Genomic DNA, 12,095 nt, shown 5'->3' with positions numbered 1-12,095 from the left:
GAAAACATCACTCTGATAATGATTGCAGCGTTTTCGCTGGTTTGATTGATGCCGTTGCGAACGTTCAAGGTATTGGGAAGTTGGATCTCCGCACTGTACCCTTCAACGTTAAAATGTCGGTTTGAAAACCGTTCGGACACTTTTTGAGGATAGCGTGATGAGCCTACCGATGTTGACCGCGTTTTTTGGATGGGCAACCCTGCTCAATCTGGTTGGGTTGGTACTGGTGTTTCTTGTATTGACCTGCGCCTCCGGACTCGTGACTTCGATCCATCATCGTTTTTCGGGTCTCTCTGTCGATGAACTGAAGTCCGTATATTTTCGTTTTCTCGCGGCGTACAAACTTGTGACAATTGCATTCTTTCTCGTACCCTATATCGCCCTGCGGATCATGGGTGGCTAACATCTTATGCGCGATGCCTGGTGCCAGACGCCGATTCACAGGGACAGCAAGCAGGAATTTGGAAAGGGTATTTGGGTAGTAAGTAGGGTAGTAAAGTAAGTAGGGTAGTAAGTAGGATGAATAGTTGTATGACAAGTTGGACGCGCTTTGCCGTACTGTTTGGTTTGGTGTGCGGGGTCGGCCTGTCCGCTCAGGCGTTGGCGGAAACCCGCTTTGTCTGTACCAGTGGCAGCGCAGAGAGAATTATCGAAGTGGTTTACCAAAATGCGCCCCAGCAGATTCCCTGTGAAGTGCAATACACCAAAGGTGAGCGAGTCGAGTCTTTATGGCGTTCCAGCAATCAACCCGGATTCTGCGAGGCGCGGGCACAGGAGTTTGCACAAAAGCAAGAGGGGTGGGGCTGGCAATGTAGCACCGCTGTTTCGTCCGAGCCCAGAGAGAAAGTCATGCAGGAAGAGACATCGGGTGAATGAGGTGCGTTTGCCAGAGCCAAGTGGAAAATAAAAAGGGGTGCTAGGCACCCCTTTTTTGTTTTATCTACGCGCTCGATGCACCTGCCTGTGGGTTTGTGGCTTGCTTGATCAGGAAGATCAGCTGTTCCTTATGCGCCTGCGAGCCCGCATCATTTCCGCGGGTATCCAGTGCTTCCTCAACGCGCTTCAGGGAATAGCGGGCCAGTGCCTGTGATTGCTGCAGTGTCGCGTCTCCTTTGGCAGACAGGCTGGCAATCAGTCGATCGACATACTCCCTTTGCAGGGCCTGCCGGAAGCTGTTGACATTGCCTTTGGCGTCGGCGGCAAATATTGCCGCATTCAAATCACCGTACAGCTCGGTCAGTGAATACTGGTTGCCATACAGAGAGGAATCCTGAATGCGCTTGTGTACGACCGGGTGTAACAGGTGGTCCAGTACCACTTTCTGAATCGCCAGTTTATGGTCATGTACCTTGGGATCCTCTGTCTTGCCGTAGAAGAAGAACCAGCGACGCTGTTGCTGCAACTGACGCAGCAGTTCTGGCGAGGTCCGCAGGGCTTCGGGGGCAAAAACATAGCGGCTCAGCACGTCCATTGCGCGCTTTTGCTCTGTCAGGGAAACCGGCGTGAACGGTGTCTGGTCTTCCCGTTGCCCCACCATGGTTCTATCGGTCATGACACCGCCTACGTAGCGTGAGACCGTCTGTGCGGCACGGCCGTAGTAATTCATGGCAAGGCCCGCGGCGTGTACCAGCTCCTGGCGGGATTCCCCCTCTACCAGCAGTTTGTCCGTCATCGTATCCAGCATTTGCTGGCTGCGCTGGAACTGAATTTCGGAATAGCCGATCGCGTCGTCGCTCATATCCCAGATATTGATGCGTGGATCAATACCGGCACCGGGTGCCCGCATATCGTCGGCATCATTGGCAAACGCCAATGCCGGGTCACTGGAGCGCGCAAGGATGGCGGCCAGTCGGGTAGCTTCCTGCTCCGGATCATCCACAGCTGGCGAGTAACCGTATTCGATCGCCCAGCGATCATAGGCACCCGGCTGGACGGTGTAGAACTGCCCGTGTGATTCACCATGTGGTGCCAGATTGGGCGCAGGGTAATCCATAACCGATGCCAGTAAGCCACCATCACGGGTTTTTGTCGGGTTGAACACGTCAGCCAGAGAAGTCATTTGGCTGGCGATGAAGTTGTGGTTCAGGCCGAGCGTATGGCCAACCTCGTGCAGGATCAGGAAGTACAAAAACTCTTCTGAGTAGCGATCCAGCGTGTTGGCCTCCACATTCGCAGCAGACAGTGCGGCAAACCCCAGTGCCCCGCCTGCATAGAGTGCGGAATGGTCATGGGTCGGCAGGGCGCCGGATGCCGCATTGGCCGTCGGCAGGTCAAACAGGCGGGATTCAACCGACCGCATTTGCATCGCTACCAGTTCCAGCATGATATCGGCACCGAGGATCTGACCGGTCAGCGGGTTGGCGACCGAGGGACCATAGCCGCCGAACAGCGGTTTGGGCGAAGCGGTCCAGCGCAAAACGTTATAGCGCAGGTCGCCAGCATCCCATTCTGCGTCATCTGGCTGCACTTTTACCTGTATTGCGTTCTTGAAACCCGCCTGTTCGAATGCCTGGTTCCAGGCGAGTGTGGCATCACGGATGGTATCCCGATACTCGAGTGGGGTGGTGTTCTCAATCCACCAGACGATAGGCTCGACCGGTTCTGACAGCGCTGCGCTCGGGTCCTGCTTGACCAGATGCCAGCGCTGGATCAGATCGCCGTAAGGCGCGACGGTACCAGCGGTCATGTCTTGCTTGAGGGCAGAAAAGTAACCCAGTCGCGGGTCATCCCTGCGCGGTTGGAAATCACTTTCGGGAACCTGGATCAGGCTGTGACGCACGCTGAGCGCGAGGCTACGTGGGTCACCGACGGCGTAGTCTGTGATGTTCAGGCCGTATTCTTTGGGCAGAATCGGCTCCGGGTTTTCATAGACATACTCCACCACTACGTCGGTGTTCTCCGGGTAGTTGTGTAATGCCACGAAGCGGGTCTTGTCGTTGTTGAGCTTGCCCAGTGTCAACTTCTGTCCTGGTTTTGCTTCCGGGTCGGGTGATGGCTTGAGCTGGCTCAGCGCTTCGGACAGGAACAGACTGTCGACGTTAATGTACAGCGCGCCACTCTCTTTATCTTCTGCCTCGATTTTCAGAGAAGCCAGCAGAGGACGGTTGATATTGGCCCGACTGGCACGGCTGACCGCATTGTTGTCATCGAAGGTGAATACGGTGTTTTCCTGCCGAATGTGAATTTTGTCGAAGTGTCGCTCAAAACGGATAACCTGTGGCTGATGATAGGCCCCTACAAATTGGCCAAAGTCACCGACACTACCCGGACCATTGGTTACCTGCATATAGTGCACAACATCGACATCAAGCTGGTCGGGCTTGAGGGCAAGATGCAGACTGCCGGTGGCTTTGTCCTGGTAGAGGTTGAATAGTCCTGCCTTTGAGTGTGCATCACCGGTAATGGCAGCGACCGATTTGGTTTCTGCTTCCCCACCAGCTGCTGAGGTCTCAGTTTTATGTCCACAGGCGACAGCGAAGAAGCTGCAGCTGGCGATCAGCGCAAGCGTGGACGCAAGATGGCGTTTGGCCATAGGTGACTCCCTGATTATCTGATTATTTGGGTACCTCTATTGGCTGGATACTGCTGGCCGGATATAACCTGACGAGTGAAACAGAGTTAGACCGGACCTGTCTACGTTTCCGCGATTACAGCGGATTTCGAGTGTCGAAATTGGCGCTATAAAGACTCGAGTAGCGCAAACAGGGTTTCTTCGATCGGCACGGAAAGCTTGAGAGAAAGCATGCTGTCTGCCCGGGTACGGCCAAGCGACAATGCCGCAATCGGCTGTCCGCGTTCATTGGCCTGCCGACAAAACCGAAAGCCTGAATACACCATGAGCGAAGAGCCGACAACGAGTAAAGCGTCACTATCGCGCAATGCCTGTGATGCCTCCGCGACACGTTCCGTTGGCACGCTGTCGCCAAAAAAAACGACGTCAGGTTTCAGGGTGCCTTCACACCGTGGACAATTGACGATGCGAAATGTCGAAAAATCGACTTCCAGATCGGCGTCGCCATCTGGGGCGGTCTGGGCCCGGAAGTGCTGGAAGGCGGGATTGAGGGAAAAATGGCGCTCATGGATATGGTCGCGGCTACAGCGAAATGCACAGGCCATGCAGATGACTTCATCGGCGCGCCCGTGTAAGTCGATGACCCGCCGGGTTCCTGCGCGTTGATGCAGGCGATCCACATTCTGTGTCACCAGTAATTGGATGTGACCATGTTGTTCGAGTGCAGTGAGAAAGTGGTGTGCCGGGTTCGGTACTGCATTCCGCAATAGTGGCCAGCCCACCAGGCTGCGCCCCCAGTAGCGCCGACGCGTTTCCTCCGAGTGCATGAAATCATGATGCTGAACGGGTTGTGGACGCTTCCACTCCCCTTCCTCATCGCGGTAATCCGGGATGCCCGACCCGGTGCTGACGCCAGCGCCAGTGAGGACGAGCAGTCGCGGATGCTGTCGAATAAAGTTTGCCAGCTGCTCTGCAGCGAGTGCAATTTCCGCGGTATTGGCCATAGTCGGGGAGCTCATGGGCAGAGGACGTCGATCAGTGATTTACACATTGCAGTGTACACCGCGTGAGGGATCGTTTCCGCTGCAGGTCCGCCGAGTGTCGAAACCGCAAGGGGTTACCAGGTGCGCATAGACAGCGCGAAGCGCACCAGTTGTGTGGAATTCGGATAGTTGAAAAAACGCTGGGCAATAAATCCGGCGGCGCAAGCCAGCCCCAGGGCGACCGGTATCGGCACCCGGGCGATCTGCTGTTGAAGATCACTGTGCTGATGCTGCAGCAGCTGGCAAGTTGACTGGCGTTGCTGATCCATATCCCGGGCGCACGCCTGAATCTGTTTATCGAGTTGTCTCAAAGACATCGTGGAATGCCTCTTTTACCTGTTGCTTGCTTTGGGTGAAGCCCACATAGCCACGCAGCTTGCGCAAGCTCAGCAAGATGATCAACGCCAGTAAAACCTGGAACCCAAAAAATGCGGCAAAGCCGATATAGGCGGATTGAGAAAAGTAGTAAGCGATCACGCCAACGCCAATGCAAATGGTCAGGAAAAGCAGCAACATCAGCGGGACCAGGACCAATTGCAGCACCAGCATGCGCTTGCTGGCAGCTATGGTCTGGCGAAGTTCCAGTGTCACCAGGGTTTGCAAATTGTCAAACCAGCTGGATGCCTGCTTGAACGTCTCCTCTACGCCGGCGAGCGTTGCATTGAATTGGGCTTGCTGTTCGTCAGTGAAGTCGCGGGTCGTATCTCGATGGTCATTGTCCGTTGATGTACTGGACGCTTCCCGTTCAGGGTCTTGCGGACCGTCAGGCGTTTTGGGGTTCACCATCTACTGATCTCCGGGGTTGCTGTTCCCTGAACTGACTCGTAGTAACAACGATCGGGCACCCGGTGTGGTGTGCCCGATAGCAAAGTTGCGCGACGAAAGCCTAGTGTCGCAGGGCCGAATTTCCAACGAACCAGTGGCGGCGATTCGCGTGGCTTGAACTGGGTCGATTATTTCAGGATTTTCGCAATCACCCAGCCGACCGCGAATGCACAGCCCACGCTGACCAGAGGGTGATCTTTAATCGCAGATTCGACCCGCTGTTCTATATCAGTCGCGCGTTGTTTCCCTGCCTCCACAGAGGATTTAGCGCGTTCCTTGACTTGGGCCGCAGTATCGCTGGCTGCCTCCTCCGCGAGGTGGTATGCCTGGTGCAATTTGTTGCGGCTGCTGTTTGATGCGTCTCCAAAGGGTTTTGTGCTAGCCATGATAAATGCCTCACAGTAAATAGACTGCATGGGAATCCTAGTGTGGGATATGTCAGGAAACACAAGAGGAGTCGTTGTGTTGCAGCTCCATCGGGTGACCGGTTTGTCGCGCTTCTGCAAGTGTCCGTTAAATATTTCAGTTCTATGAAGTTTGGTTTTGTGACGGCCAGGGGCATAAAAAATACGCTTCAGACGTGATTCCCTAAGGGGATTACCGATTGGAGGGTACCAGTGGGTTTTCGTTCCTGAACTGCTAGTGTGCGCTCGCTGGTTGGTTATTGCGCTGGCGCAGGTGGAGAGGATTGCGGTGGCGAACCCGGACAACAAAAGCAGGCGTTATGAATATGTTACTGTGCAGGCCGACATCATCGATGTCGGTATCGTTGGAAGAGGCATGGTGGCAGAGGTACGTTTTCTTTCCGATAAAATCACCGAGAAAGCATTTTGGCAGTATGTCACCGAAGAGGAATACCCGAATGAGTGCACGAAGCGCAGTATCATTCGGGGGGCACACGAACTCATCGGGATGAGACACCGCCTGGATGGCAATCTGGTCGCGGCCAAGGCCGCCTATCAGCAAGCCGCATCGCGGGAATGGGGCGATCATCTGGATTATTCCAGTGCCGACCGTGGGCTCGAGAAAACGGAGAAAGCCATCATGGCCATGAACCGGTAGCTGCCAGCTCATACACCGGTTGGCACAGCATTACCGTGCATCGAACTGAAGCCCGCTCATTCTGAGTAGGCTTTTTTTTGCTTCAGTTTCCAGTTCTCGATATTTGTGCATACGCCATCCAGCAACCGTTGACGGCTTTCGCGGCTGATCCAGGCGTTATGGGGGGTAACGATCAGGTTGGGGATCTCTGTACTGAGTAGGGGGTGGTCAGCTGGCGGTGGTTCGGTACTCAATACATCCAGGGCGGCACCGCCCAGTTGCCCATTGTTGAGGGCTTCCACGAGAGCCTGTTCATCCACCAGTCCACCGCGGGCAGTATTCACCAGCAGGGCGCCCGGTTTCATTGCGGCAAGAAAATCCCGGTTGACCAGTTTGTCGGTTTGCTCGGTCAGGGGGCAGTGCAGGCTGATCACGTCAGACTCTGAAAGCAGTTGTTTTAACGGAACTCTGCCGCTTTCTTTGCGACCGCTGAACGATTCTGCCACCAGAATATGCATGCCCAGCGCACTACCCAGCGCTGCGGTCCTCTGGCCCAGGTCGCCATAGCCAATAATGCCGAGGTTTTTCCCGGCCAGCTCCATGACGGGGTAGTCCAGTCGGCAGAAGATCGGTGATTCACTCCAGCGTCCCTGCATGACATCATTGTGGTAATGATGCCAGCGGCTTGCCAGTGCCAGAATAAGCGTCAGTGCATGCTGTGGTACAGAGGCGCCTGCGTAACCGGCCACATTAAGCACGGGGATGTGGCGAGCTGCTGCGGCGTCATGATCGATATTGTTGGTGCCTGTGGCGCAGATACAGATCAATTTCAGCTTGGCTGCGGCTTCGATCAGGTTGCGATCCAGAACCACCTTGTTGGTGATGACCACGTCCGCATCTTTGATCCGCTCTGCCACTTGCTCCGGCGTTGTGGTTTCAAAGAACTCCCAATCATCCAGGCTGGATACGAGGTTATTCGTATCCAGTTCGCCGAGGTTCATGGTAAGGGCATCGAGAAAAACACCGCGCATCGGGAGCTCCTTGGATGGCCGGAAACTGGGCACCGGCAACGGTTAGCGAAAACGTTGGAGGAGGGGATGGTAAACCCTGACGGAGAGTATGGCGAGATTACGCATCAGTGCCAGATGCGCCCTGCAGGTGGGCGCTGGCTACTGTGCGCAAAGGTGGGCTGGTGTTATGGATGTTCAGCGGACGCAGCATACCCGCCTTGTGAATGACTGCGGCAAAAATGGGCAACGCTAGCGACCAGACTGGCGAGCAGCACGACTTCGCCGCCGTTTCCAGGTGCCATACCCAGCAGACTGGATGGAATCGCCGCGGTGAGAAACATCGTGGCCGCCCCGATGGTCATCCATGGCCAGCTTTTCTGTCTCCACAGGCTGATGCCGATGCCCAGTATCAACAGCGTGCTGACAATCGAAGGAATTGGGGGGCCATTGCCTTTCACGGGTTCCTGGCCATCGAAACAGAGTTGCGAAGGGTGCAGGCTGGACGTATAGCGCAGGGTTTCCTCGTAGCAGGCGGGTACCAGCTCAAGCCCGATCAGTCCCTCGAACAATCCCAGAATGATCATGCTCATCACCAGTATCCCGACAAAGATTTGCCAGCGGTCGGTGCGGGCCCAGCGAAGACCTGCCTGTGCGGCAACCTGACTGGCGACAAGCATTAGCAGGGGGGTGAGCAGCGCATGCATGGCAAACCGCGGCCAACTCAGGGTCTCCAGTAGTGGACCGATGCCCAGTGATGCCCCCAAAGACAGAATCACATTGTCGTAGGCCAGCGCAGCACAGACCAGAGCGACGATCAGGGTCGCCGCAGTGCGTCGCGAGCGCCATAGGGTCAGTGCCCAGACACAAAGCCCGGCATGACACAGTGCGTAAAAAGGGAAAATGATCGTCGACATGCTGACTCTCCCCCGGTGAGATACCGGTATTGTTTCTGGTCGGCGCTCTGGGCGACGCATCCATCTTTACCCATAGCATCTCTCGACTGGCTATAAGGGCAAGGACAATTGTCAAAAGCGGGGAGGGTTGGGTTTGTCACCCGTGGTAGGGATGTGGAACGCCGAGGATACCGGGGGTTGAAGGTTAGCCGCCAGTAGACATGCCAGTATGAAGCGGTCGGTTGGGTGGGTGACAAGAGCGCAGGACATGGCCCTGCGCTCGGCGGCATGCGTCGTTACATGACCCGCATACCGGGCTGTGCGCCCTCGTGGGGTTCCAGGATCCACAGGTCCTTGCCGCCGGGGCCTGCCGCCAGCACCATGCCTTCACTCACACCAAAGCGCATTTTGCGCGGCGCCAGGTTGGCGACCATTACGGTGTGCTTGCCGATCAGGTCTTCCGGGCTATAGGCGCTCTTGATCCCGGCAAACACGTTGCGAGTCTCGCCGCCAAGATCCAGTGTCAGTCGCAACAGTTTCCCAGCGCCCTCCACATGCTCCGCATTGGCAATCAGGGCGATACGCAGATCCACCTTGGCGAAATCATCGAACTGGATCTGCTCCGCGATCGGATCATCCGCCAGTGGGCCGGTCGGTGCTGGAGCGGCCTCCGCCTGCAGCTGGGCCAGGGATTCTTTGGCGGCTTCCTGCATGGCTTCTACCTGTTTCGGGTCAATACGCTGCATCAGCGGTTTGAACTTGTTGATGGTGTGGCCGGCCAGTGGTGTGGTGGCGGTGTCCCAGTCCAGCGCCGTACCGAGGAACTCCGCCGCTTTTTCGGCGGTTTGCGGCAGTACCGGCGCGAGCCAGGAGATCAACGCACGGAACATGTTCACGCCCTGGGAGCAAATCGCCAGTACCTCTGCTTCCTTACCGGCCTCCTTGGCGAGAGACCAGGGCGCTTTTTCTGCGATCCAGGCATTGGCGGCGTCGGCCAGGCCCATGATTTCCCGCATGGCCCGGGCGTATTCGCGTGACTCGTAGTATTCGGCGATAGTCGGTGCGGCGTCGACGAACTGTTGCCACAGGGCGTCGTCGGCCATCTCTGTGGACAATTCGCCACCGGTCTTGTTGACAAACTTGGCAGTGCGCGAGGCGATATTGACCACTTTGCCCACCAGGTCGGAATTGACCTTGGCAATGAAGTCTTCGAGGTTCAGGTCCAGGTCGTCCACGCCGCCGGTTAGCTTGGCGGCAAAGTAATAACGCAGGTATTCCGGATCTAAGTTGTCGAGATAATTGCGCGCGTTGATAAAGGTGCCGCGCGACTTGGACATTTTCTTGCCGTTGACGGTCAGGAAACCGTGTACACACACCTTGGTGGGGGTGCGGTAGTCGGCGGAATCGAGCATTGCCGGCCAGAACAGCGCATGGAAATTGACGATGTCCTTGCCGATAAAGTGATACACCTCGGCGGTGCTGTCTTTTTTCCAGTACTCGAGCCAGTCGAGGCCCTTCTGATCGCAGTAGTTTTTCAGGCTGGCCATATAGCCCACCGGCGCATCCAGCCAGACATAGAAATATTTGCCCGGTGCGTCGGGAATCTCGAAGCCGAAGTAGGGGGCATCACGGGAGATGTCCCATTCCTGAAGCCCTTCGTCCAGCCACTCCGCCAGCTTGTTGGCCACTTCATTTTGCAGGGTGCCGGAGCGGGTCCACTGTTTCAGGAAGTCTGTGAACGCGGGCAGGGTGAAAAAGAAGTGTTCGGACTCTTTCTCTACCGGGGTAGCACCGGAAATGGCGGATACCGGGTCGATCAGTTCGGTCGGGCTGTAGGTGGCACCGCATGCTTCACAGTTGTCTCCATACTGGTCCGGGGTTTTGCAACGCGGGCAGGTACCTTTGATATAGCGGTCCGCCAGGAACAGCTCTTTTTCCGGATCGTACGCCTGGGTGATGGTACGCGAAGCGATATGGCCATTGGCGCGCAGGCGCTTGTAGATTTCCGCCGACAACTCGCGGTTTTCTTCCGAGTGGGTGGAGTGGTAGTTGTCCACGCCAATCAGGAAGTCAGCAAAGTCGCGCTGGTGCTCGGCCTGCATATTGGCGATGTGCTGTTCCGGTGTCAGCCCCAGCTGTTCCGCCTTGAGCATGATAGCGGTACCGTGGGCATCGTCCGCGCACATATATAGGCAGTCGTGGCCACGGGCGCGCTGGAAGCGGGCCCAGATGTCGGTCTGGATATATTCCAGGATATGGCCCAAATGCAGGGAGCCATTGGCGTAGGGGAGTGCGCTGGTAACAAGAATGTTGCGCTTGTCGGACATCGGTCTTTCCATCGGCTGAGTCGGTGAGGGAACGGGGCCTGCCGGGCTTTTGACCCAGGATTCAGAGCGGCCCCAAAAAGACCGGCGAATATAGCAGAATTGCTGCCGTCACGGCACCCGCTGGCATCCGCGCGGCCCTTCCGACACAATTCGCCCCTATTGTATTGGGCTACCTGATAGAGGGAGACAGGGTGAGCGAGCACGACCACGAACATGAGCATGCGAATTTGCCGGCAGAAGTACAGGATGCGCTGGAGCGCCTGGCTGAATGCCTGGGGCAGCTGCACGATCCGGCGACCGGTCGGGTATTGGATGAACTGGAAGCAGATATTGAAGTCGATTATGGCGATGGAACGGTCTACATCGGCCTGACCCTCGGCTATCCCTGCGCCAGTTCAGAAGAGGACTGGGTTGCGCGGATTTCCGAGGCCTGTATGCCCACATTGCGCGGCGGTCCGATTGCCGGCGCCGAGCTGCAGTTCGAGTTGTTTGCTGACGTGCCGCGCACGCCGTGGCCCGATGCGCCGGCGCCGCTGGCCGGTGTACGCAACATTGTTGCGGTTGCCTCCGGCAAGGGTGGTGTGGGCAAGTCCACCACGGCCGTTAACCTGGCGCTGGCACTGGCCGCTGAGGGCGCCAGCGTAGGATTGCTGGATGCGGATATCTACGGCCCCAGCCTGCCGACCATGCTGGGGACCGAAGGGCAGCGCCCCGGTGTGAAAGAGCAGAAATTTTTTGTACCGGTGGTGGCGCATGGCCTGAAGACCATGTCCATGGGCTACCTCATGACCGAAGATACCCCGGCGGTATGGCGTGGCCCGATGGCCAGCGGTGCCCTGAACCAGATGCTGACTCAGACCTTGTGGACCGCAGAGGATGAGGAACTCGATTACCTGGTGGTAGATATGCCGCCTGGCACCGGCGACATCCAGCTGACCTTGGCACAAAAAACCACCCTGTCAGGCGCGGTCATTGTGACGACACCGCAGGACCTGGCGCTGGTGGACGCCATCAAGGGCGTGGAAATGTTCCGCAAGGTGTCTGTACCAGTGCTGGGGATTGTGGAAAATATGTCGCTGCACACCTGTTCCCAATGCGGACATACCGAAGCTATATTTGGCGCCGGTGGTGGCGAAAAGATCGCGGCGGAATACGGCACCGGCCTACTGGGGCAGTTGCCGCTGGCAATGGAGATCCGTGAGGGAACCGATAGCGGCCTGCCCAGTGTCGCAGCGCATCCTGCGGGCGAAGTGGCTGCTCACTACCGTTCGATTGCCCAGCGGGCCGCGGCACAGATCTGGCTCTCAGCCGACGTAGACGGCATGCCACAAATCGAATTGGATTGATCGACCTTAACGACTGTCACATGGTTGTCACAGTACTGTCTTAATGTCTTGAGTAACTCGGCAAAACACAGGGTTTTGCCGGGGATCTTATCCCAGGCA

The 12,095-nt window shown here is 56.7% G+C and carries 12 protein-coding genes; 4 read left to right on the top strand and 8 right to left on the bottom strand.

Features of this window, described 5'->3' with window-relative positions; genetic code table 11:
* The first annotated feature begins 157 nt into the window (after positions 1-157).
* Both ACXAD0_RS17295 and ACXAD0_RS17290 read left to right on the top strand, forming a co-directional pair.
* Positions 158-403: a DUF6868 family protein gene (locus tag ACXAD0_RS17295; RefSeq protein WP_475089954.1), complete on the top strand. Its 246-nt coding sequence runs from the start codon at positions 158-160 to the stop codon at positions 401-403.
* Between the two features lie 128 nt (positions 404-531).
* Positions 532-876, top strand: coding sequence for a hypothetical protein (locus ACXAD0_RS17290; protein ID WP_475089952.1), 345 nt, complete (start codon positions 532-534; stop codon positions 874-876).
* A 64-nt stretch (positions 877-940) separates the two neighbouring features.
* On the opposite strand, the gene ACXAD0_RS17285 is transcribed toward ACXAD0_RS17290, so the two are convergent.
* From ACXAD0_RS17285 to ACXAD0_RS17265, 5 genes are all read right to left on the bottom strand, one after another.
* Complete coding sequence (locus ACXAD0_RS17285; RefSeq protein ID WP_475089951.1) at positions 941-3,532, bottom strand: zinc-dependent metalloprotease; 2,592 nt, start codon at positions 3,530-3,532, stop codon at positions 941-943.
* A 146-nt stretch (positions 3,533-3,678) separates the two neighbouring features.
* Positions 3,679-4,530, bottom strand: a complete 852-nt coding sequence (locus tag ACXAD0_RS17280; RefSeq protein ID WP_475089949.1) for an NAD-dependent protein deacetylase — start codon at positions 4,528-4,530, stop codon at positions 3,679-3,681.
* Between the two features lie 98 nt (positions 4,531-4,628).
* Positions 4,629-4,871, bottom strand: coding sequence for a hypothetical protein (locus ACXAD0_RS17275; protein WP_475089948.1), 243 nt, complete (start codon positions 4,869-4,871; stop codon positions 4,629-4,631).
* Complete coding sequence (locus ACXAD0_RS17270) at positions 4,849-5,340, bottom strand: hypothetical protein (RefSeq protein ID WP_475089947.1); 492 nt, start codon at positions 5,338-5,340, stop codon at positions 4,849-4,851. Before ACXAD0_RS17270 ends, ACXAD0_RS17275 begins: the two co-directional genes overlap by 23 nt.
* Positions 5,341-5,507: 167 nt before the next feature.
* The gene (locus ACXAD0_RS17265; RefSeq protein WP_475089946.1) at positions 5,508-5,795 is read right to left on the bottom strand and encodes a hypothetical protein; all 288 of its coding nucleotides are present in this window, start codon (positions 5,793-5,795) and stop codon (positions 5,508-5,510) included.
* Between the two features lie 277 nt (positions 5,796-6,072).
* On the opposite strand from ACXAD0_RS17265, the gene ACXAD0_RS17260 reads away from it, so the two are divergent.
* The gene (locus tag ACXAD0_RS17260) at positions 6,073-6,441 is read left to right on the top strand and encodes a hypothetical protein (RefSeq protein WP_475089945.1); all 369 of its coding nucleotides are present in this window, start codon (positions 6,073-6,075) and stop codon (positions 6,439-6,441) included.
* A 56-nt stretch (positions 6,442-6,497) separates the two neighbouring features.
* Here ACXAD0_RS17260 and ACXAD0_RS17255 read toward each other — a convergent pair whose 3' ends face one another.
* From ACXAD0_RS17255 to metG, 3 genes are all read right to left on the bottom strand, one after another.
* Complete coding sequence (locus ACXAD0_RS17255) at positions 6,498-7,451, bottom strand: D-2-hydroxyacid dehydrogenase (protein WP_475089944.1); 954 nt, start codon at positions 7,449-7,451, stop codon at positions 6,498-6,500.
* 164 nt (positions 7,452-7,615) lie between these two features.
* Entirely contained in the window at positions 7,616-8,344 is a 729-nt protein-coding gene (locus ACXAD0_RS17250) for a hypothetical protein (RefSeq protein WP_475089943.1), read from the bottom strand.
* Between the two features lie 275 nt (positions 8,345-8,619).
* Positions 8,620-10,650, bottom strand: coding sequence for a methionine--tRNA ligase (gene metG, locus ACXAD0_RS17245; protein WP_475089942.1), 2,031 nt, complete (start codon positions 10,648-10,650; stop codon positions 8,620-8,622).
* Between the two features lie 191 nt (positions 10,651-10,841).
* On the opposite strand from metG, the gene apbC reads away from it, so the two are divergent.
* The gene (gene apbC / locus ACXAD0_RS17240; protein ID WP_475089941.1) at positions 10,842-11,996 is read left to right on the top strand and encodes an iron-sulfur cluster carrier protein ApbC; all 1,155 of its coding nucleotides are present in this window, start codon (positions 10,842-10,844) and stop codon (positions 11,994-11,996) included.
* The last annotated feature ends 99 nt before the right edge of the window (positions 11,997-12,095 follow it).

It is taken from the genome of Microbulbifer sp. ABF4_148 (assembly GCF_056158985.1).
Note: the sequence above shows the minus strand (reverse complement) of the source record. Positions and strands in the feature narration are given on the sequence as shown.

Bases quoted from the DNA above. Each gene is read 5' to 3' on its own strand.
- ACXAD0_RS17295 (WP_475089954.1), top strand. From the start codon at position 158: ATGAGCCTACCGATGTTGACCGCGTTTTTTGGATGGGCAACCCTGCTC.
- ACXAD0_RS17290 (WP_475089952.1), top strand. From the start codon at position 532: ATGACAAGTTGGACGCGCTTTGCCGTACTGTTTGGTTTGGTGTGCGGG.
- ACXAD0_RS17285 (WP_475089951.1), bottom strand. From the start codon at position 3,532: ATGGCCAAACGCCATCTTGCGTCCACGCTTGCGCTGATCGCCAGCTGC.
- ACXAD0_RS17280 (WP_475089949.1), bottom strand. From the start codon at position 4,530: ATGAGCTCCCCGACTATGGCCAATACCGCGGAAATTGCACTCGCTGCA.
- ACXAD0_RS17275 (WP_475089948.1), bottom strand. From the start codon at position 4,871: ATGTCTTTGAGACAACTCGATAAACAGATTCAGGCGTGCGCCCGGGAT.
- ACXAD0_RS17270 (WP_475089947.1), bottom strand. From the start codon at position 5,340: ATGGTGAACCCCAAAACGCCTGACGGTCCGCAAGACCCTGAACGGGAA.
- ACXAD0_RS17265 (WP_475089946.1), bottom strand. From the start codon at position 5,795: ATGCAGTCTATTTACTGTGAGGCATTTATCATGGCTAGCACAAAACCC.
- ACXAD0_RS17255 (WP_475089944.1), bottom strand. From the start codon at position 7,451: ATGCGCGGTGTTTTTCTCGATGCCCTTACCATGAACCTCGGCGAACTG.
- ACXAD0_RS17250 (WP_475089943.1), bottom strand. From the start codon at position 8,344: ATGTCGACGATCATTTTCCCTTTTTACGCACTGTGTCATGCCGGGCTT.
- metG (WP_475089942.1), bottom strand. From the start codon at position 10,650: ATGTCCGACAAGCGCAACATTCTTGTTACCAGCGCACTCCCCTACGCC.